Origin of the sequence: uncultured Azohydromonas sp., from assembly GCF_937926365.1 — a bacterium.
Taxonomy (GTDB): domain Bacteria; phylum Pseudomonadota; class Gammaproteobacteria; order Burkholderiales; family Burkholderiaceae_C; genus Azohydromonas.
This window is the reverse complement of the sequence record NZ_CALAOH010000154.1, coordinates 1-18,827: the sequence shown is the minus strand read 5'-3', so window position 1 is coordinate 18,827 and position 18,827 is coordinate 1. Positions and strand designations below refer to the sequence as shown.

General features: G+C 70.5%; 19 protein-coding genes, 1 tRNA gene and 1 pseudogene. 13 read left to right on the top strand and 8 right to left on the bottom strand.

Going from position 1 to position 18,827, the window contains the following annotated elements:
* Positions 1-112 precede the first annotated feature (112 nt).
* From Q0741_RS16560 to Q0741_RS16530, 7 genes are all read right to left on the bottom strand, one after another.
* Complete coding sequence (locus Q0741_RS16560) at positions 113-415, bottom strand: hypothetical protein (RefSeq protein ID WP_298234301.1); 303 nt, start codon at positions 413-415, stop codon at positions 113-115.
* A gap of 74 nt (positions 416-489) precedes the next feature.
* Positions 490-636 carry a hypothetical protein gene (locus Q0741_RS16555; protein ID WP_298234300.1) on the bottom strand — a complete coding sequence of 49 codons (147 nt, stop codon included), beginning with the start codon at positions 634-636 and terminating at the stop codon, positions 490-492.
* A 5-nt stretch (positions 637-641) separates the two neighbouring features.
* Positions 642-1,298, bottom strand: a complete 657-nt coding sequence (locus Q0741_RS16550) for a hypothetical protein (RefSeq protein ID WP_298234299.1) — start codon at positions 1,296-1,298, stop codon at positions 642-644.
* Positions 1,299-1,397: 99 nt separating this feature from the next.
* Complete coding sequence (locus Q0741_RS16545) at positions 1,398-1,925, bottom strand: helix-turn-helix transcriptional regulator (RefSeq protein WP_298234298.1); 528 nt, start codon at positions 1,923-1,925, stop codon at positions 1,398-1,400.
* A 497-nt stretch (positions 1,926-2,422) separates the two neighbouring features.
* A complete protein-coding gene (locus Q0741_RS16540) occupies positions 2,423-3,523 on the bottom strand; it encodes a radical SAM protein (protein ID WP_298234297.1) in 1,101 nt (366 codons plus the stop codon).
* Positions 3,523-4,434: a glycosyltransferase gene (locus tag Q0741_RS16535; protein WP_298234296.1), complete on the bottom strand. Its 912-nt coding sequence runs from the start codon at positions 4,432-4,434 to the stop codon at positions 3,523-3,525. Before Q0741_RS16535 ends, Q0741_RS16540 begins: the two co-directional genes overlap by 1 nt.
* Complete coding sequence (locus Q0741_RS16530) at positions 4,431-5,117, bottom strand: PIG-L family deacetylase (RefSeq protein ID WP_298234295.1); 687 nt, start codon at positions 5,115-5,117, stop codon at positions 4,431-4,433. Before Q0741_RS16530 ends, Q0741_RS16535 begins: the two co-directional genes overlap by 4 nt.
* A gap of 219 nt (positions 5,118-5,336) precedes the next feature.
* On the opposite strand from Q0741_RS16530, the gene Q0741_RS16525 reads away from it, so the two are divergent.
* The 11 genes from Q0741_RS16525 to Q0741_RS16475 all read left to right on the top strand — a co-directional run bounded on the left by Q0741_RS16525 (position 5,337) and on the right by Q0741_RS16475 (position 16,638).
* Positions 5,337-6,500, top strand: coding sequence for an ABC transporter substrate-binding protein (locus Q0741_RS16525; protein ID WP_298234294.1), 1,164 nt, complete (start codon positions 5,337-5,339; stop codon positions 6,498-6,500).
* A gap of 92 nt (positions 6,501-6,592) precedes the next feature.
* Positions 6,593-8,011: an efflux transporter outer membrane subunit gene (locus tag Q0741_RS16520; protein WP_298234293.1), complete on the top strand. Its 1,419-nt coding sequence runs from the start codon at positions 6,593-6,595 to the stop codon at positions 8,009-8,011.
* 85 nt (positions 8,012-8,096) lie between these two features.
* The gene (locus Q0741_RS16515; protein WP_298234292.1) at positions 8,097-9,401 is read left to right on the top strand and encodes an efflux RND transporter periplasmic adaptor subunit; all 1,305 of its coding nucleotides are present in this window, start codon (positions 8,097-8,099) and stop codon (positions 9,399-9,401) included.
* On the top strand, positions 9,398-10,189 hold the full coding sequence (locus Q0741_RS16510) for an ABC transporter ATP-binding protein (RefSeq protein ID WP_298234291.1): 792 nt from the start codon (positions 9,398-9,400) through the stop codon (positions 10,187-10,189). The genes Q0741_RS16515 and Q0741_RS16510 overlap by 4 nt, the downstream gene beginning before the upstream one ends.
* Positions 10,189-11,400: an ABC transporter permease gene (locus Q0741_RS16505; RefSeq protein WP_298234290.1), complete on the top strand. Its 1,212-nt coding sequence runs from the start codon at positions 10,189-10,191 to the stop codon at positions 11,398-11,400. Before Q0741_RS16510 ends, Q0741_RS16505 begins: the two co-directional genes overlap by 1 nt.
* A gap of 74 nt (positions 11,401-11,474) precedes the next feature.
* Positions 11,475-12,572 (top strand): AI-2E family transporter, encoded by a 1,098-nt coding sequence (locus tag Q0741_RS16500; protein WP_298234289.1) that lies wholly within the window; start codon positions 11,475-11,477, stop codon positions 12,570-12,572.
* A 165-nt stretch (positions 12,573-12,737) separates the two neighbouring features.
* Positions 12,738-13,802, top strand: coding sequence for a 6-carboxytetrahydropterin synthase (locus Q0741_RS16495; RefSeq protein ID WP_298234288.1), 1,065 nt, complete (start codon positions 12,738-12,740; stop codon positions 13,800-13,802).
* Between the two features lie 17 nt (positions 13,803-13,819).
* Complete coding sequence (gene queE / locus Q0741_RS16490; RefSeq protein WP_298234287.1) at positions 13,820-14,449, top strand: 7-carboxy-7-deazaguanine synthase; 630 nt, start codon at positions 13,820-13,822, stop codon at positions 14,447-14,449.
* A gap of 70 nt (positions 14,450-14,519) precedes the next feature.
* Positions 14,520-14,607: transfer RNA gene (locus Q0741_RS16485), tRNA-Leu, on the top strand.
* A gap of 215 nt (positions 14,608-14,822) precedes the next feature.
* A complete protein-coding gene (locus tag Q0741_RS16480) occupies positions 14,823-15,152 on the top strand; it encodes a hypothetical protein (protein ID WP_298234286.1) in 330 nt (109 codons plus the stop codon).
* Between the two features lie 193 nt (positions 15,153-15,345).
* A complete protein-coding gene (locus Q0741_RS16475; protein ID WP_298234285.1) occupies positions 15,346-16,638 on the top strand; it encodes an MFS transporter in 1,293 nt (430 codons plus the stop codon).
* Positions 16,639-16,653: 15 nt separating this feature from the next.
* Here Q0741_RS16475 and murI read toward each other — a convergent pair whose 3' ends face one another.
* Positions 16,654-17,451 (bottom strand): glutamate racemase, encoded by a 798-nt coding sequence (gene murI / locus Q0741_RS16470; RefSeq protein ID WP_298234284.1) that lies wholly within the window; start codon positions 17,449-17,451, stop codon positions 16,654-16,656.
* Between the two features lie 102 nt (positions 17,452-17,553).
* On the opposite strand from murI, the gene Q0741_RS16465 reads away from it, so the two are divergent.
* A complete protein-coding gene (locus Q0741_RS16465) occupies positions 17,554-18,303 on the top strand; it encodes an electron transfer flavoprotein subunit beta/FixA family protein (protein WP_298234283.1) in 750 nt (249 codons plus the stop codon).
* A 1-nt stretch (position 18,304) separates the two neighbouring features.
* Positions 18,305-18,827 (top strand): annotated as a pseudogene (locus Q0741_RS16460) (electron transfer flavoprotein subunit alpha/FixB family protein); the annotation flags it as partial.

The following is an 18,827-nucleotide window of genomic DNA, read 5'->3' as shown; positions in this document are numbered from 1 at the left end:
ACGATCCTTAACTCTCGATGCGTTCTCATCAACACGGGATGGCCGTGCGCTTACGTCATGGGCTGTGACGGTTGCACCGCGGTTCTCTTGGTGGTTCACCGCGGCGCTCCCTTCAGTGCGACTGGTGGAACGGCCGGACGTGCACACGTAGGGCGGTGCAGTCGATCAGGTCTTGGCCCACCGACACGGCCAGGTCTTCACCCAGGCGCATCGCGCCCTCTGCGTTCGGGCTGGTGGTGAAGGACGCGCTCAGCAGGTTGACGCTGCGCACGTAGGCGCCGAAGTCCGGTAACCACAGCACGCACGGCATGGGAGGCAGCTTGTGCGTCTGCTTGGTGGTTTCCTGCGCAACGCCGCGCAGGTGCGAGAAGAGTGGAGCCGCCCATGCGGCAGCGCTCCCTTGAAGGGATTCCATGGTGTTTTTCCTGGCTTGGGGTGGTGCAGGCGAGGGCGGCGGTAGCGGTGTGCCGGCCCTACCTGGAGAGGGCGTTACAGCGTGGTGCGGGTGTTCGCCGCGGCTTGCGTTGGGCTGTTCTTGATGGAGGCCAGGACGGCCAACCCCACCAGCAGACCGATGACGAGGGCGGTGTTGCCCTTGGACGTGAAGCCCACCAGCATCGAGACGGGTGCTTGCATGGTGCTCACTCCTGCTCGGTGGTGGCTTCGGCCGGCGCAGCGATCACGTGTGCCACGCCGCTGGTCTGCAGCCATTGGGCGAGGTAGCCGCCCACCGTCTTCGCCTCGTCCCGGGTGGGCTCGATGATGTTGCGCCCCTGCAGGCAGCGGAAGCGCAGGTGGTTGGCCGCGAGCAGCCCGAACAGCTCACGCACCAACCCTTCGGTTTCATCCGACAGGCCACCGAACAGGCCGGACTTGATGCCGGTCTTCACGATCGCCGCCACGCGCTCATCCGTGGCTTCCATGTCGGCCATGAGCTGATCGACCACTTCCGGTGCCAGCTTGGGCGAGATCAGGAAGCCCAGGTGCGACAGGCCGGGCTCGCCGGCCGAGTTGGCCTGCGAAGAGGCCTTGCCCGTGGGGGCGGTGGCGGACGTGGAGGCGTGGAAACGGGCTTCGATGTCTTCGAAGCTCACGCCGCGGTCTTCGGCCTGCTTCGCGTAGAAGTTGCGCAGCGTGCGCAGGTCCGAGACGTTGATCTCCAGGCCGCGCACCTCCCACTGCTTGATCTTGTAGCCAGGGAGGCCGGTGCCTTCGATGACGTCCTTCTGCGACAGGCCGAGCTGCCGGCGAACGTAGCGGGAAAGCTCCGCACTGAGAAGAGAAGTCGGTTTGTCCATGACGATCCTTTCATTCGTGGATGAAAAACCCACGAACGAAGGATAATCATAGATCGCCCCGTGGTCAACAAGTTCGGAGGAATTCCTCAGATTTGGAGGTCAGTCCCCTGTTGGCCTGCGTACCTCGGCAAGCAGCTCGGCTCGCTCCCTTTTCTTGTGCCACTCCTGATGGTGCGAGAGAGGAGCACCTCCTATGTTGATGTCTTCCTGCACCGCTCTGCAGAACGCCGTCATGGCGTCCACCAACCGCTGTGCTGCCTCTGTCGAGCCTTTCACTTTTGAGATGTTCCCGTCCAGCAGCCACTGCGCCGGAACATCCAAGGCTTCTGCCAACAGACGAAGTTCCCTCAACGTGGGCAATGTGTCGTTGCCTTCGTAGCGGCTGATGGTTGGTGGGGAAACTCCCTTGCTGGCCTGAGCGTCATACCTTTTCGTGAGTCTGCTCAGTGCCTCGACTGACAAATTCAATTGTTGCCGCGCGTCCTTCAATCGTTCGCCAAATTTGGCTTCTGGCGGTACTCCAGGCGGTGACGGCATTGGGCGAAGCTGCACCTCTAATACCTGAACAGGCGCTGGTGTCAGTGCTTCTAATGCTCCGCTGAATTTGTCTTCGTCTGTGGTTGCCATCGTCGAATGCTGTGAGTGCTGCCAACAAGTTTAGGTGGTGTGGTGGACCACTAAACCTGCTTTCTGTCCAGCAACAGCACGCAGTACAGGGCCAGCCGCAGCGTCTACAAAAATGCGGCAACGCCAGAGCGCGCACGAGTACACGGCTGCCCCGGAAGTGACTTCTTTGTGCCGGTTTTCTCTGCTAAGTGACTGTCGCGATTAAGGATTTCTGCACATTGCAAATCCGTCCAGGGCGGTTCGACTCCGCCCCGCGCCTCCAAAGAACTCCAAATAAATCAAGTATTCAGCGGCCCCTTGTGGGCCGCTTTTGTTTTTGACGGCCGCAGCACCTACGGTGCTCCGGGGCAAGCGGTTGGCCGTGTCCATGATCAGGGCTGCACTCGCTCCAACGCGCTCCGAGCGTCAAGCGAACTCCGTCAGCTCCAAGCCTGTCGAAGGCTGAGCCTGGAGGGCGTCCTTCAGTTGGACTCCTGAGTTCGAAAAGCGAGTTGGTGTCAGAACATCCCGCGGTACAGCGCGCAGGAGCGGCACAGGCTCGGCGGCTGGTCCGCCGCCAGCGCGGCGCGTAGCGCCACCGCCTGCTCCCCGTGCCAGCGCGCCTGCAGACCTTGGTCCGACTCGAACACGTTGCCGAAGCTGGCGCGGTCGGCACTCGCGGCCATGCAGCAGGGCAGCATCTGCCCGGCGGCGGTGATGTAAAGCTGCTCCCAGGGCCAGTCGCAGCGCGGCCCGCTCGACGATCGCGTGGTGCGCGGACGCAGCCGCGGCAGGTTCAGCCGCATGCCCAGCTCCGCCGCCAGTGCGCGCGACTCTTCGAACAGCGCCTCCAGCGCCGGCAACTCGGCCTCCGGGATCTCGTGCTCGTTCACATAGCTGCGGATGGGGATGTAGCGCCCCGGCAGCTCCGGCTGCTGCAGATCGCTGGACAGGCGCTGCACCAGCAGCTCCGGCACGCCATGCGCGTGCAGCAGTCGTAGCAGCGCCGGCAGTTCGTGCGCGTTGTGGCGCATCAGCACCATCACGCCGCGCACCTCCAGCGCGCTGCCGGCCTCCTGCCGCGCCAACATCAGCCGGCCCAGGTTGCGCACCACCTTCCCGAAATTGGCCTTGCGCCGGATCGACTCGTAAACCGCCGCGCTGGCTCCATCCAGCGACACCGACAGCGCGCTCAGTCCGCTGTCCACGCAGCGCCGCGCGCGTGCTGGCGTCAGCAGCGTGAGGTTGGTGTTCGCCGAGACGCGGATCCCGCGTGCCACTGCCAGCGCCACCATGTCGAAGAAATGCGGATGCAGCATTGGCTCGCCCAGCCCCTGCAGATGCAGCTCTTGCAGCCCCTGCATTTGGTCCAGTAGCCGGACGAAACGCTCCAGCGACAGCTCCGCCACCTCGTCGCCGCGGTCGTTCACCGTGCACATGCGGCAGGCCAGGTTGCAGCGGCCTACCGGTTCGATCTGAGCGAAGCGCGGCAGCGGCGGATGCAGGTCCACGCCGGAGGCCGTTGACACCGCTGCCGGGAGAGCTTCCAGTCGCGGCGCCAACGTCACCGGCGAGCGTTCGGCCTGTGGCAGGGCGGCCTCGTGCAGCGGGGCCGCCATCAGCGCTGCGCTCCCGGCAGGACAGCCAAGCGCCGGCGCACCGGGGGCGGTCCGCCGTGCACCTTCACGATCATCTGCACCACCGCCGGCGGCAGCACGCGCCGGCGCGCCAGCGTCCAGGGCAGCCCGGCCAGGGCTGACCACAGTGCCGCGCCAAGTACGCCCTGCGCTTGGCCGTCACGCCAGACCTTGCGCGTCTCGTGCCAGGCCAGCCGCCACGGCAGCCGTAGCCACGCCAGCCAGAAGCGGTTGCGCGTGGTCACGAGCTGGCGCGCGCGGCGGTCGCGCACTGGGGAAGGGTGGTGGTGCATCTGGACCGCCGGCACATAGGCCATGTCCCAGCCCGCGGCCATCAAATCCTGGCCCAGCAGGGCTTCCTCCGCGCCCAGGAAGAAGCGCGGCTCGTAGCCGCTGGCTTTGCGGAAGGCTTGCACCCGCATCACCACCGCGCCGGCCATGAAACTCACCAGCCGCGGCCCGGGTAGGCCGCGCGAGTCCAGCGGGCTGGAGGCCATGCACTTGCAGGCCGGATCGATCCGGTTCTCCGGCCCCACCAGCACCTGCGCGTTGAGCACGCCCAGGCGCGGATACATGTCCAGCACCGCCACCGCCCGCGCCAGCGCGCCGGGCTCCCACCAGGTGTCGTCATCGCAGAAGGCGACGTAGGGCGTGCGCACCAGTTCCACGCCGTGATTGCGCCCGGCCGCCCCCAGGTTGGCGGGACAGCACACGAGCTGCGCGCGCTGGAAGCGCCGCACCACCTCGGCCGTGGCCGGCGAAGCGCCGTTGTCCACCACGATCAGCGCCGGTGCCTCAGGCAAGGCTTCGAGGTGGCACAGCGTGCGCTCCAGTTCCTGTGGGCGCTCGTGGGTGAGCACCACCACGCTCACGCGCGGGTTCGCGATCTTCATGAGGTTTCCTCGGCAGCTTGTGTGTCCTGGATTTCGACGCGCCAGCGTCCCTCGGGGCGGGCCGTGTCGTCATGGCCACCGGGGCCAAAGGCGCGCAACTGGCTGGCGTAGCACTGCACCGCGCGCGCCTTGAAGGCTGCCGCCTCGATAGGCTTCTCCTTGGGCGGCGTGAGCTGCAGCCCCTGCCGCAGCAGCTCCGCCAGCCGCTGCTGCAGCAGCCCCGGGATGCCGCGGTAGAGCGCGTCCTCGTACAGCAGCGCGGGGCGTGGATGACGCCGCCACGCCGCCATGCAGGCCTCGTGCACCAGCCGGTGGTCCGAATGGAACAGCCCCAGCGGGAACACGAAGGCGTCGTCCTCGCCCTGGCGCGCCAGCAGCGGCGACAGCGCCTCGGCCACCGCCTCGACCGTGGGCGTGGCGCCGTACTGGCTGTCGCCGAAGTCCAGCCAGCAGGGCTCGCAGCCCAGCAGCGCCAGCGCGGCCCGGTCCTCTTCGCGCCGGGTCAGCACCGCCTCGCGGGCGCTGCCGAAGCCGCAGCGCGCATCCCAGTCGGTGCGCACGCCACCGTCGGCCGGTAGCCCCGCGAACACCGTCACCACGTGCGTGCCTGGATGGGCACTCAGCCATTGGCCGCAGCTGAAAACGGCGTCGTCGAGGTGGGGCGAGATGAGCAAGGCGGGCATGCGCTGTGGACGGGTTCGTGTGCAATGCAGCAAGCCCCAAGCCCGGGCATGGCCATGCCCTCCGTTCAAGGCCGGCAAAGACAGGCGCCACGGCGCGGTGATGGCCGGCAGTCCGGCCTTGGAGAGACCCCCTGCCTTAGGGGTGACAATGGCGGAAGCAGGACGGCCGGGCTTCTCCTCCCCGGCGCATGCCGTTCCATGCCCCGGAGACCGATGCCCATGAAGAAGCCGACGCCGAAACTCGCCGTCCTGGTGGCCGCGCTGCTGGCCGCCGCGCTGGTGCAGGCTGACGTCAACGTCGGCGTCACGCTTTCGGTCACGGGCCCGGCAGCTTCGCTGGGCATTCCGGAGCGCAACACCATCGCGCTGCTGCCCCCGGTGGTCGCCGGGCAGAAGATCAACTACCTGGTGCTCGACGACGGCTCCGACCCCCCCACCGCCCTTGCCAACGCGCGCAAGCTGGTGGGCGAGCACAAGGTGGACGTGCTTCTGGGCTCCACCACCTCGCCCAACTCGCTGGCGATGATCGAGGTGGCGGCCGAATCGCGCACGCCCATGATCTCCCTGGCCGCCAGTGCCCGCATCGTCGAGCCCATGGACGCCCGGCGGCGCTGGGTGTTCAAGACGCCGCAGAACGACAGCGCCATGTCGCAGGCCATCGCCGAGCACATGGCGGCCCAGGGGGTGCGCAACGTGGGCTTCATCGGCTTTGCCGATGCGTACGGCGAGGGCTGGTTCCAGGAGTTCAGCCGCGCCGCGGCGCTGCGCAACATCAAGGTGGTGGCCAACGAGCGCTACGCGCGCACCGACGCTTCCGTCACCACCCAGGCCTTCAGGATCCTGGCCGTCAAGCCCGAGGCCGTTCTCGTTGCCGCCGCCGGCACCCCGGCCGTGCTGCCGCAGAAGACGCTGCGCGAGCGCGGATACACCGGCCGCTTCTACCAGACGCATGGCGTGGCCAATGCCGATTTCCTGCGCGTGGGCGGCAAGGAGGTGGAGGGCACGTACCTGCCCGCCGGCCCGGTATTGGTGGCGGAGCAACTGCCCGCCACGCACCCGGTAAGGAAGAGCGCGCTGACCTACATCACGCTCTGGGAAGGCCTGTATGGCAAGGGCACCCTGTCCGCCTTCGGCGCGCATGCCTGGGACGCGGGGCTGCTGCTGACCACCGCGCTGCCGGCGGCGCTGAAAAAGGCCCAGCCCGGCAGCGCCGAGTTCCGCGCCGCGCTGCGCGACGCGCTCGAAGCCGTGCACGAGATGCCCGGCGCGCACGGCATCTTCACCATGAGCCCCACCGACCACCTCGGCCTGGACCAGCGCGCGCGCGTGATGGTGCGCATCGAGAACGGGGCTTGGCGGCTGCAGGCGGGGGCCGGGCCTTGAGGCTGGATTAAGGGCTGTCTTTACGCTCCAGCAAAGGACGGGCAGCAGCCTCGCCACATCCGGCTGTCAGACTGCGTGGCGTGAAGCAATCCGTGTCCTCCCTCAGTCCGTTGCCGCAGGTCCTGGCGCTGGCGGCGGTGGCGCTGCTGTCGGGGTGCGCAGCGCTGCAGCCGCCCGCGGCTGCCGATGTTGCGCCCATCCCCACCACCGCCGCCTCCGCGGTGCAGCTCGGCACCAGTTCCGCGACGGCCACGCCCCGCGCCGAAGCCGCCTGGTGGTCCCGCTTCGGCGACCCACTGCTGCCCACCCTCGTGGACGAGGCGCTGCGCGCCAACCCACAAAGCACCTCGGCCCAGGCGGCGCTGCGCCAGGCGCGCGCGCTGCGTGACCTGGCGGCCTCGGGGCTCTACCCCAATGTCGGCGCCTCGGCCTCGGCCGGGCGCAGCCGCGCGCGCAACGTCAGCGGCAACCAGTTCCAGGCCGGCTTCGACGCGGCCTGGGAGCCCGATCTCTTCGGCCGCACCCGCGCCGGTGTGACGGCAGCGGAGGCCGACGTCGCCGCCAGCGCGCTGTCGCTGGCCGACGTGCAGGTGTCGCTGGCCGCCGAAGTCGCCGCGGACCTGATCACGCTGCGCGGCCTGCAGGCGCGCCTGGCCATCGCCCAGGCCAACCTCGCGAGCCAGCAGGAGACTTTCCAGATCGCCCAGTGGCGGCTGCAGGCCGGGCTGGCGACCTCGCTGGAAGCCGAGCAGGCGCGCGCCGCCGTCGAGCAGACGCAGGCGCAGATCCCGGCGCTGCAGCTGTCGCTGACCCAGTTCGCCAGCGCGCTGGCCGTGCTCACCGGCCGGCCACCCGGCCTGCCGGAACTGGAGCGCGCGGCGCCCATCCCCGCCGCGCCGGCCGACCTGGCGCAGAGCCTGCCCACCGACACGCTGCGCCAGCGCCCGGACGTGCGCGCGGCCGAGGCGCGGGTGCGCGCCGCGCTGGCGCGCATCACGCAGGCCGATGCCGCGCGCTACCCCACCTTCCGCCTCAGCGGCTCACTGGGCCTGAGCGCGCTGACCGTGGGCGGGCTCACCGGCCCCGGCGCCGTGGTCAGCTCGCTGCTGGCGGGCCTGTCGCTGCCGGTGTTCGACGCCGGCGCCATCGACGCCCAGGTGCGTTCCCAGCAGGCCGCGGCGCAGCAATCGGGCGCCAACCTCCAGGCCGTGGCGCTGAACGCGCTCAAGGAAGTGGAGGACGCGCTGGTGGAGGTGCGCAGCAGCCGCGAGCGCCAGGCCACGCTGGGCCGCGCCGCCGAGGCTGCCGCCAACGCCGCGCTGCTGGCGACTCAGCAGTACGGCGGCGGGCTGGTGGATTTCCAGACCGTGCTGCAGACCCAGCGCACCCAGCTTGCCCTGCAGGACAACTTGGCCGCCGCGCAGGCCGACACCGCCGTCGCCCATGTGCGCCTCTACAAGGCGCTGGGTGGGGGCTGGCAGCCGGACGACACCGCCATGGCCACACCCTGAAACGAACGAGCGCCGGCCGCGGCTCCTCGATCACGCTTGATCGACCACGGCCAGCCGATCTTTCCGACCCGGAAAAACGCCCTCCATGAAAGCCCAAGACAACGCCTCCGACCTTGAAACGCTGCTCGGCGCCGATGCCAAGCCGCGCCCCTGGTGGCGCCGCACCACGCCGTGGCTGGCCGTGGCCGTGCTGGCCGCCGCCGTGGCCGGCGGCCTGGCCTGGCAGAAGCGCGAGGCCCAGCAGGCCACGCCGGTGTACGTCACCGAGCCCGTGACGCGCGGCGACCTGCAGCTCAGCGTCAGCGCCAACGGCACGCTGCAGCCCACGCGCACCGTCAACATCGGCAGCGAGCTCTCCGGCACCGTGGCGCGCGTGCTGGTGGACGTGAACGACCAGGTGAAGAAGGGCCAGGTGCTGGTGGAGCTGGACCGCACGCGCCTGCAAGGCCAGCTCGAACGCTCGCGCGCCACGCTGGCCTCCAGCCGCGCCAAGGTGTCCCAGGTGGAGGCCACGCTCAAGGAGGCCCAGGCGCAGCTCACGCGCTACGAGGAGGTCGCGCGCCTGTCCGGCGGCAAGGTGCCCTCGGCGGCCGAGCTCGACACCGCGCGCGCCACCGTCTCGCGCGCGCAGGCCGACCTCAACGCCGCGCGCGCGGCGGTGACGGACGCGCAGGCGCAGGTGCTCATCGACGAGACGAACCTGAGCAAGACCGCCATCCGCGCGCCCATCGACGGCGTGATCCTCACCCGCTCGGTGGACCCGGGCAACGCCGTGGCCGCCTCGCTGCAGGCGGTGACGCTGTTCACGCTGGCCGAGGACCTGAGCCACATGCGGTTGCAGGTCAACGTGGACGAGGCCGACGTGGGCGCGCTGCGTGTGGGACAGGAGGCGGACTTCAGCGTCAGCGCCTGGCCGCAGCGCCGCTACCCCGCCACCGTCACGCGCGTGGCCTATGGCTCCACCACCACCGACAACGTCGTCACCTACCCGACGCTGCTGGACGTCGCCAACGAGGACCTGTCGCTGCGCCCGGGCATGACCGCCACCGCCACCATCCGCGGCGAGCCGCGCCGCGGCGTGCTGCTGGTGCCCAACCAGGCGCTGCGCTTCACGCCCGCGCTGCCCAGCGCGCCGCAGGACGGCGCCGCCCCCGGCGGCGGGGGCGGCGTGGCCTCGGTGCTGATGCCGCGCATGCCGCGCAGCGGGCGCAAGCAGGCCGGCGACGCCAGCGGCGGCGGGACCAAGACGCTGTGGCTGCTGCAGGAGGGCCGCCCCGTGCCCGTGAACGTCAGCACCGGCGCCAGCGACGGCCGCCGCACCGAGGTACGCAGCGAGCAGCTGCAGCCCGGCATGCAGGTGATCGTGGACCAGCGCAGCCAGCCGCGATGAGCACGTCAGCCGCTTCCGCCAGCCTCGCCTCCACGGCGCAGCGCATGCCGCTGATCCGCCTGCGCGGCATCACCAAGCGCTACGGCCAGGGCCAGGCCGCCTTCCTCGCGCTCAAGGGCGTGGACCTGGACATCGAGGAGGGCGACTTCGTGGCCGTCATGGGCCCCAGCGGCTCGGGGAAAAGCACGGCGATGAACCTGCTGGGCTGCCTGGACGTGCCCACCAGCGGCCAGTACTTCTTTCGCGGCGTGCCGGTGCACGAGCTCAACCGCGACCAGCGCGCCCGCCTGCGCCGCGAGCAGCTCGGCTTCGTCTTCCAGGGTTTCAACCTGCTGGCCCGCACCTCGGCGCAGGAGAACGTGGAGCTGCCGCTGCTGTACCGGGGTATCCCGGCCAAGGAGCGGCGCCGGCTGGCGCTGCAGGCGCTGGACACCGTGGGGCTGGCGCAGTGGGCGCATCACACGCCGGCGGAGCTCTCGGGCGGCCAGCAGCAGCGCGTGGCCATCGCGCGCGCGCTGGTGACCAGCCCGAAAGTGCTGCTCGCCGATGAGCCCACAGGCAACCTCGACACCCAGCGCAGCCGCGAGATCATGGAGCTGCTGTGGCGGCTCAACAGCGAGCGCGGCATCACGGTGCTGATGGTCACGCACGAGAGCGACATGGCGGCCTACGCCAAGCGCATCGTGCGCTTCGTGGACGGCCTGGTGGACAGCGACGAGCGCAACGCCCATCCGCTCGGCGCCGGCGGTGGCGCCGCCGCGGCCACCCCGATGCAAGGAGCACGCTGATGTTGTGGAACAGCCTGCTGCTGGCGCTGCGCGAGATCCGCCGCCACCTGCTGCGCAGCTTTCTCACCATCCTGGGCATCGTCATCGGCGTGAGCGCCGTCATCACCATGGTGACGCTGGGCAAGGGCGCGACGCAGGCGGTGCAGGACCAGATCACGAGCCTGGGCACGAACCTGCTGATGGTGCGCCCGGGCCAGCGCCTGGGCGCGGGCGGCGGCGCGGGCGCGCCCAGCTTCACGGTGGAGGACGTGGCGGCCATCCGCACGCAGATCGGCGGCATCGCCGCCGTCGCCCCGGAGGTGCGCTCGGGCGTGACGGTGGTGGCCAATGGCCGCAACTGGGCCACCAGCGTCACCGGCACCAACAACGACTACTTCTTCACCAACAACTGGAGCGTTGCCGCGGGCCGCACCTTCGAGGAGTCGGAGGAACGTGCCGGCGCCGCCGTGTGCCTGATCGGCCAGACGGTGCGGCGCGAGCTGTTCGGTGCGGACTCGGCGTCCGTGCTGGGCCAGCGCCTGCGGGTCAAGCAGTTCAGCTGCGAGGTGGTGGGCGTGCTGGCCAACAAGGGGCAGGGCGCCATGGGCAACGACCAGGACGACGTGGTGCTGCTGCCGCTGGCCACCGTGCAGCGCCGGGTGACGGGCAGCACGCGGGTGCAGACCATCCTGGTGTCCATGGCCGAGGGCAGCGATGCCGAGCGCGTGAAGGCCGGCATCCGCGAGCTGCTGCGCGAGCGCCGCAAGCTGGGCGCGGGCGAGGAGGACAACTTCAACGTGCTCGACACCGCGCAGCTGGCGCAGACCTTCTCCAGCACCACGCGCACGATGACGATGCTGCTGGGCGCGGTGGCCGCGGTGAGCCTGCTGGTGGGCGGCATCGGGATCATGAACATCATGCTGGTCAGCGTGACCGAGCGCACGCGCGAGATCGGCGTGCGGCTGGCCATCGGCGCGCTGGAGGCGGAGGTGCTGCTGCAGTTCCTGATCGAGGCCGTGGTGCTGGCGGCGCTGGGCGGCGTGGTGGGCATCGTGCTGGCGGCGGTGTTCTCCGTTACCGGCGCGCGGCTGATGGAGGTGCCCTACCAGTTCGACGTGCCCATCAACCTGCTGGCCTTCCTGTTCTCGGCCGGCATCGGGGTGCTGTTCGGCTACTTCCCGGCCCGGCGCGCGGCGCGGCTGGACCCGATCGAGGCGCTGCGGCACGAGTGAGCCGGCGTGCGGATTGCTAAGGGGGCCGTCATGCAAAGTGGCGGCTTCCCGTTGTCCTGTCCGCGTGAGGCCCGATGACCCAGCTCCCCGAAGACCCTGAAATCACCGCCCGCGCGCGCAGCGGCGGCCTGGAGTTCCGCAGCCTGGTGTGGCTGCTGGTGCTGGTGACGCTGGCTTTCGGCTGGATCCTGCTGCCCTACTACAGCGCGGTGTTCTGGGCCGTGGTGACGGCGATCCTGTTCACCCCGGTGCAGCGGCGCATTCGCATCAACCTCAAGGGCCGCCCCAACGCCGCGGCGCTGCTGACGCTGCTGATCGTGCTGGTGATCGTGATCCTGCCCATGGCCATGGTGGGCTCGATGCTGGTGCAGGAGGCGCTGGGGGTGATGCAGCGCATGCAGAGCGGCGAGATCAGTTTCAGCCGCTACGCCGAGCAGATCTACGCCGCGCTGCCGGCGTGGCTCACGGGGCTGCTGGACCGCTTCGGGCTGGCGGACCTGGCGGGCCTCAAGGCCCGGCTGGGCGAGCAGCTGACCTCCGGCACGCAGGCGCTGGCCTCGCGCGCACTGAGCGTGGGGCAGGACACCTTCAACTTCCTCATCACCTTCGGCGTGATGCTGTACCTGCTCTTCTTCCTGCTGCGCGACGGCACCGGGCTGGCGCTGCGGGTGCGCAAGGCCATCCCGCTCAACGAGGAGGACAAGCGCGAGTTGCTGGCGCGCTTTGCCACCGTGATCCGCGCCACCGTGAAGGGCAACATCGTCGTGGCGGTGGTGCAGGGCGCCCTGGGCAGTCTGGCCTTCTGGTTCGTGGGCATCCACGGCGCGCTGCTGTGGGGCGTGGTGATGGCGGTGCTGTCGCTGCTGCCGGCCGTGGGCGCGGCGCTGGTGTGGGCGCCGGTGGCCGTGTACCTGATGGTCACCGGCGCGCTGTGGAAGGGCATCGCGCTGGTGGCCTGGGGCGTGCTCGTGATCGGGCTGGTGGACAACGTGCTGCGCCCGATCCTGGTAGGCAAGGACACCAAGATGCCCGACTACCTGGTGCTGATCTCCACGCTGGGCGGCATCGCGGTGTTCGGGCTCAACGGCTTCGTGATCGGCCCCGTCATCGCGGCGCTGTTCATGGCCGCCTGGGACATCTTCATCGACCGCCGCGCCGAGCGCGAGGGCTGAAGGCGCGCCGCGGCAGCGTGGCGGAGTGCACGCGGCGCCCGGCGGCGTGAAGGGCCTTCCCGCTCGGTATCCCGGACGCGGTGGTGCCGCCCGTAGACTCGCGCGCTTTTGCGTATGCGCGGTATGGCACGCGCGGCGATGGGATCGAGGAGCAGTACGGTGGTGATGGACGGCAGGGTGTGGCATGCGGCGTCGGCTGGTTTCGAGGCGGCGCGGCGTCTGGTGCAGGTGCCACCCAGTCATCGCGCGCGCAACTTGCACGGCCACGGTTTCCAGGCGCGGGTGCGCGGCGAGTTGCCCGCCGGCTGGGCCGAGTTCCCCGGCGGCGAGGTGCAGCGGCTGCAAGCCGAGCTGCGCGAGGTGACGGGCATGCTGGACTACCGGCTGCTCAACGAGGTGCTGACCGAGCCCAGCGACGAGCGCTTGGCGCGCTGGATCGCCGCGCAGCTGCCGCTGCCGTTGGAGGTGGCGCTGCAGAGCCGCCCCGACCGCGGCGTGGACCTCGACGCCGAAGGCCGGGCCCATGCCTGGCGTCGCCACGCCTTCCACTCCGCGCACCGGTTGCCCAACGTGCCGGAGGGCCACAAGTGCGGGCGCATGCACGGCCACGGCTTCGAGGTGCTGATCCACGCGCAGGGCGTGGACCACGACGCCATCGACGACGGCTGGGCGCCACTGCAGGCGCAGCTGCACCACGTCTGCCTCAATGATCTGCCCGGGTTGGAGAACCCCACCAGCGAGATGCTGTCGAGCTGGATCTGGGAGCGGCTGCAGCCCGCGCTGCCCACGCTGGCGCACGTGACGGTGTTCGAGACCGCCTCCTGCGGCGCTTGCTACGACGGCCGGCGCTGGCGCACCTGGAAGGAGTTCAGCCTGGACAGCGCGCTGTGCCTGCGCCGCGCGCCCGAAAGCAGCCCGCTGCGCCGCCTGCACGGCCACACCTACACGCTGCGGCTGCATCTGGAGGCGCCGCTGGACGCGCTGATGGGCTGGACGCTGGACTTTGGCGACGTGAAGCGCCTGTTCGACCCGGTGTTCCGGGCCCTGGACCACCAGCCGCTGCACGAGATTGAGAGCCTGACGGACTGCGATCCGGCCTCGCTGGCGCACTGGGCGCTGGGGCAGGCGCGCGAGCGGCTGCCGCAGGTGGACCGGGTGGACCTGTTCGAGACGCCCGCCTGTGGCGCCACGGTACAGCTCGGCGCCGCGACGCCGGCGCTGCCCGTCTGACGCGAGCGGCGCGCGCCATGGCCTACGCCGTCAAGGAAATCTTCTACACGCTGCAGGGCGAGGGCGCCCAGGCGGGGCGGGCGGCGGTGTTCTGCCGCTTTGCCGGCTGCAACCTCTGGAGCGGGCGCGAGGCGGACCGCGCAGCGGCCGTGTGCCGCTTCTGCGACACGGACTTCGTCGGCACCGACGGCCCGGGCGGCGGCAAGTTCGCCGACGCGGCGGCGCTGGCCGAGGCCGTGGCCGCGTTGTGGCCCGGCGGCGGCAAGCCGCTGGTGGTGTGCACGGGCGGCGAGCCGCTGCTGCAGCTGGACGCGCCGCTGATCGAGGCGCTGCACGCGCGGGGGTTCGAGATCGCCGTGGAAACCAACGGCACGCAGCCGGCGCCGGCCGGGCTGGATTGGATCTGCGTTAGCCCCAAGTCCGACGCGCCGCTGGCGCTGACGCGCGGCGACGAGCTGAAGCTGGTGTTCCCACAGCCGGAGGCGATGCCGGAGCGCTTCGAGGCGCTGGATTTCAGGCACTTCATCCTGCAACCCATGGACGGGCCGGAGCGCGAACGCAACACGCAGCTGGCGCTGCGCTACTGCCTGGAGCATCCGCGGTGGCGGTTGGGGCTGCAGACGCACAAGGTGCTGAACATTCCTTGAGCCGGAAACGCCTGCGCGAGCCGCGATAATGCGCGGCTTGCCTCCCGCCGCGCCCTCGCGCGGCGGCCCTGCCCGGGTGGCGAAATCGGTAGACGCAGCGGACTTAAAATCCGCCGCCCTAAAAAGGCTTACGGGTTCGAGTCCCGTCCCGGGCACCACGCGGATCACTCCTCCAACGGTCCGCGCCAAGCGCTGCCAGCCGCGCCCTTTTCTCCTCTTCCAACTCTGCGCAGCGCCCAGGTCTTGCATTGACCAGAGCTGCAGTCCGAATTCCTTTGGCGGGACCCTGAATTGCCCTCTGCCTATCGAGCACGCGCGGCCTTGCGCCGCAAGTTCGTGCTGATCCTTGTCCGCAGAAGCAGGAGACAACGCCATGAACCCCCCCGCTGATCGCACTGTCCGTTCCAACCCGCTGGCGCGCTGCCTGGGCGCGCTGGCCCTCGCAGCGCTCATGCCTACCGCGATGGCGCAGAGCAGCACCGGTTCGGCCGGCTCCACCACCGGCGCGGGCACCGGCACCGCCGCGCAGCCGGCGCAGCCCGTGGCCTCGGGCACGCCTGCCGGCGGCAACAAGGCCGCCAAGCCGCCGGTGGAAGCCAAGGCCGCGGAGGGCGCCGCCCCCGCCAAGAAGCCCGCCCAGGCCGGCACGCAATCGGGCGCGGCTTCTGAGCCGGCCACCGGCGCGACCGGCTCCAGCCGCTGAAGCCCCGTCCCGCTGCCTGAGGCGCAAGCCGCGCCTCAGGTCCTGAATTCCCTTTCCCGGCTTGGAGCCGCCGCTCGCGGCGCGTCCAGGCCGGATTGCATGCGCGCAGGACGCACACTCTCGGCCTCGTTCAGTCCTGCAACGCGGTTCCGTGCCCGGCCCTGGAGTGCCGGCGCCGGCCGCGGCCCGCGCCATGCCTCTTTTCCCATCCACCCTGCTGAACCCCGGCGTACGCAAGCGCGAGGTCTTCGGCTGGGCCATGTACGACTTCGCCAACTCGGGCTACACGACCGTGGTGCTCACGGCCGTGTTCAACGCCTACTTCGTCGGCGTGGTGGCGGGCAACGCGCCCTGGGCCACGCTGGCGTGGACGCTGGCGCTGGCACTGTCGAACCTGCTGGTGATGCTGCTGCTGCCGGCGCTGGGCGCCTGGGCCGACCTGCATGGGGCCAAGAAGCGGCTGCTGGCCGGCGCCACCGTGGGCTGCGTGCTCGGCACCGCGCTGCTGGCGGCCTGCGGACGCGGCGACGTGGCACTGGCCGTCGTGGCCGTGCTGCTGTCCAACGCCTTCTACAGCGCCGGCGAGTCGCTGTGCGCCGCCTTCCTGCCCGAGTTGTCGCGGCGCGAGGCGATGGGCCGCGTCTCCGGCTGGGGCTGGAGCTTCGGCTACTTCGGCGGGATGCTGACCCTGGGCCTGAGCCTCGGCTACGTGCTGTGGGCGCAGGCGCAAGGGCAGTCGGCGACGCAGTTCGTGCCGGTCACCATGGGTATCACGGCCGGCGTCTACGCCCTGGCCTCGCTGGCGACCTTCACCCTGCTGCGCGAGCGGGCGCAGCCGCAGCCGGACGCGAGCACCGGCATCGCCGATTCGCTGCGGCGGCTGCACGGCACCTGGCGCGCGGCGCGGTGCTACCAGGACTTCGGCCGGCTGCTGGCCTGCACCGTGGCTTACCAGGCGGGCATCGCGGTGGTGGTGGCGCTGGCGGCGGTGTACGCGGAGCAGGCGCTGGGCTTCACCCAGACGCAGACCATGACGCTGGTGTTCCTGGTCAACATCGCCTCGGCCGCCGGGGCCTTCGCCTTCGGCTACTGGCAGGACCGCGCCGGCCACAAGCGTGCGCTGGGCTGGACGCTGGTGGGCTGGATCGGCATGACGCTGCTGGCAATGGCGGCCCGCGAGCCGGGGCTGTTCTGGGCCGCTGCGGTGGTGGCCGGGCTGTGCATGGGATCGAGCCAGTCGGCCGGGCGCGCGTTGGTGGGGCTGCTGGCGCCGCCGGCGCGGCTGGCGGAGTTCTTCGGGCTGTGGACCTTCGCCACGCGGCTGGCGGCCATTGCCGGGCCGGTCACCTACGGGCTCGTCACCTGGCTCACCGACGGCAACCACCGCCTGGCCATCGGCGCCACGGGGCTGTTCTTCGTGCTGGGACTGGTGCTGCTCAGGCCGCTGGATCTGCAGCGGGGGCAGGCGGCGGCGCAGGGGGTGTGAGCAGGGGCCGGGCGTTTAGGGCAGCGCCGCCGCCTCCACGTCCCACTCCAGCCACCGCAGCGTGAACGCGCTCAGCTGTGCCGGATCGCCGCTGCTCCAGAGCTGCAGCGGCGGCAGGTCGAGTGTCGAGGGCGGCAGCCGCGCCGCCAGCCGGGCCGTCTGCCGCGCCACGGCCTCGGCGGTGTCCACCAGCATCACGCCGGGCAGGGCCTCGCGGATCAGCGGCGCGGCGAAGGGATAGTGTGTGCAGCCCAGCACCACCACGTCGCAGCCGGCCTCGCGCAGCGGCGCGCAGTGCCGCTGCACGACAGCCTGCAGCTCGGCCGAGCGCAGGTCGCCGCGCTCGATGGCCAGCGCCAGTCCCGTGCAGGCCTGCAGGTGAAAACTCACCTGCGGCGGCTGCGCCAGCAGCAGGCGCTGGAACTTGCGGCTGGAGAGCGTGCCGCTGGTGGCCATCACGCCCACGCGGCCATGGCGGGTGAGCGCCACCGCTGGCTTCAGGCCGGGCTCGATGCCCACCACCGGGATGTCGCCGTGCGCCTGCCGCAGCGCCTCCACCGCGGCGGCAGTGGCGGTGTTGCAGGCGACCACCAGCAGTTGCGCCCCCTGCGCGCGCAGGAAGCCGGCAATGTGTTGCGAGCGCTCGACGATGTAGGCCTCGGTGCGCTCGCCGTAGGGTGCATGGCCGCTGTCGGCCACGTACAGCAGCCGCGCGTCGGGCAGCGCCGCGCGCAGGGCCGGCAGCACCGACAGGCCGCCGACGCCGGAATCGAACACGCCGATACAGCAGCCGGCGGGAGGGGCAGGGTTCATGGCGGCGGCAGTGTAGCCGCGGGCATCCATCGCCTCGGAGCGGTGCAGGGGGCACTCTAAAATCCGCCGTCAAGCCTCAATCAGATGACAGGAGCGCACAACATGAAGCTGCTGGTGCCCGTGAAACGGGTGGTGGACTACAACGTCAAGGTCCGCGTGAAGAGCGACGGCTCCGGCATGGACCTCGCCGGCGTGAAGATGAGCATGAACCCCTTCGACGAGATCGCCGTCGAGGAAGCGGTTCGGCTCAAGGAGAAGGGCGTCGCCAGCGAGATCGTCGTGGTCTCCTGCGGTGTGGCGCAGTGCCAGGAGACGCTGCGCACGGCTCTCGCCATCGGCGCGGACCGCGCCATCCTGGTCGAGACCGACGCCGAGCTGCAGCCGCTGGCCGTGGCCAAGATCCTCAAGGCGCTGGTGGACAAGGAGCAGCCGGGCCTGGTGATCCTGGGCAAGCAGGCCATCGATGACGACAACAACCAGACCGGCCAGATGCTCGCCGCGCTGGCCGACCTGCCGCAGGCCACCTTCGCCTCCAAGGTCGAAGTGGCGGACGGCAAGGCCAAGGTGACGCGCGAGGTGGACGGCGGCCTGGAGACCATCGAGGTCACGCTGCCGGCCGTGGTCACGACCGACCTGCGCCTGAACGAGCCGCGCTACGTGACGCTGCCCAACATCATGAAGGCCAAGAAGAAGCCGCTGGAAACCGTCAAGCCGGCGGACCTGGGCGTCGATGTCACGCCGCGCATCAAGACCGTGAAGGTCAGCGAGCCCCCGAAGCGCGGCGCCGGCGTGAAGGTGCCCGACGTGGCGACCCTCGTGGACAAGCTCAAGAACGAAGCCAAGGTGATCTGACATGGCCGCACTCGTCATTGCCGAACACGACAACGCGTCCCTCAAGGGCGCGACCCTCAACACCGTGACTGCCGCAGCCGCTTGCGGCGGCGAAGTGCACGTGCTGGTGGCCGGCGAGAACGCCGCCGCCGTGGCCCAGGCCGCCGCCCAGGTGCAGGGCGTGAGCAAGGTGCTGCACGCCGACTCGCCCGCGCTGGGCAAGCAACTTGCGGAGAACGTGGCGGCGCAGGTGCTCGCTGTGGCACCGGCCTACAGCCACATCCTGTTCCCCTCCACCGCCAACGGCCGCAACGCCGCCCCGCGCGTGGCCGCCAAGCTCGACGTGGCGCAGCTCAGCGACATCACCAAGGTCCTGAGTGCCGACACCTTCGAGCGCCCGATCTACGCCGGCAACGCCATCGCCACGGTGCAGAGCGCCGACGCGGTGAAGGTCATCACCGTGCGCACCACGGGCTTCGACGCCGCCCCGGCCACCGGCGGCAGCGCCGCCGTTGAAAGCGTGGCCGCGGTGGGTGACAGCGGCA

Coding starts and splice junctions, on each gene's coding strand:
- Q0741_RS16540 (WP_298234297.1), bottom strand. CDS start 3,523: ATGGCGGCCCCGCTGCACGAGGCCGCCCTGCCACAGGCCGAACGCTCG.
- murI (WP_298234284.1), bottom strand. CDS start 17,451: ATGAACCCTGCCCCTCCCGCCGGCTGCTGTATCGGCGTGTTCGATTCC.
- Q0741_RS16495 (WP_298234288.1), top strand. CDS start 12,738: ATGGACGGCAGGGTGTGGCATGCGGCGTCGGCTGGTTTCGAGGCGGCG.
- Q0741_RS16545 (WP_298234298.1), bottom strand. CDS start 1,925: ATGGCAACCACAGACGAAGACAAATTCAGCGGAGCATTAGAAGCACTG.
- Q0741_RS16550 (WP_298234299.1), bottom strand. CDS start 1,298: ATGGACAAACCGACTTCTCTTCTCAGTGCGGAGCTTTCCCGCTACGTT.
- Q0741_RS16560 (WP_298234301.1), bottom strand. CDS start 415: ATGGAATCCCTTCAAGGGAGCGCTGCCGCATGGGCGGCTCCACTCTTC.
- Q0741_RS16530 (WP_298234295.1), bottom strand. CDS start 5,117: ATGCCCGCCTTGCTCATCTCGCCCCACCTCGACGACGCCGTTTTCAGC.
- Q0741_RS16480 (WP_298234286.1), top strand. CDS start 14,823: ATGAACCCCCCCGCTGATCGCACTGTCCGTTCCAACCCGCTGGCGCGC.
- Q0741_RS16555 (WP_298234300.1), bottom strand. CDS start 636: ATGCAAGCACCCGTCTCGATGCTGGTGGGCTTCACGTCCAAGGGCAAC.
- Q0741_RS16505 (WP_298234290.1), top strand. CDS start 10,189: ATGTTGTGGAACAGCCTGCTGCTGGCGCTGCGCGAGATCCGCCGCCAC.
- Q0741_RS16465 (WP_298234283.1), top strand. CDS start 17,554: ATGAAGCTGCTGGTGCCCGTGAAACGGGTGGTGGACTACAACGTCAAG.
- Q0741_RS16500 (WP_298234289.1), top strand. CDS start 11,475: ATGACCCAGCTCCCCGAAGACCCTGAAATCACCGCCCGCGCGCGCAGC.
- Q0741_RS16525 (WP_298234294.1), top strand. CDS start 5,337: ATGAAGAAGCCGACGCCGAAACTCGCCGTCCTGGTGGCCGCGCTGCTG.
- queE (WP_298234287.1), top strand. CDS start 13,820: ATGGCCTACGCCGTCAAGGAAATCTTCTACACGCTGCAGGGCGAGGGC.
- Q0741_RS16515 (WP_298234292.1), top strand. CDS start 8,097: ATGAAAGCCCAAGACAACGCCTCCGACCTTGAAACGCTGCTCGGCGCC.
- Q0741_RS16535 (WP_298234296.1), bottom strand. CDS start 4,434: ATGAAGATCGCGAACCCGCGCGTGAGCGTGGTGGTGCTCACCCACGAG.
- Q0741_RS16475 (WP_298234285.1), top strand. CDS start 15,346: ATGCCTCTTTTCCCATCCACCCTGCTGAACCCCGGCGTACGCAAGCGC.
- Q0741_RS16510 (WP_298234291.1), top strand. CDS start 9,398: ATGAGCACGTCAGCCGCTTCCGCCAGCCTCGCCTCCACGGCGCAGCGC.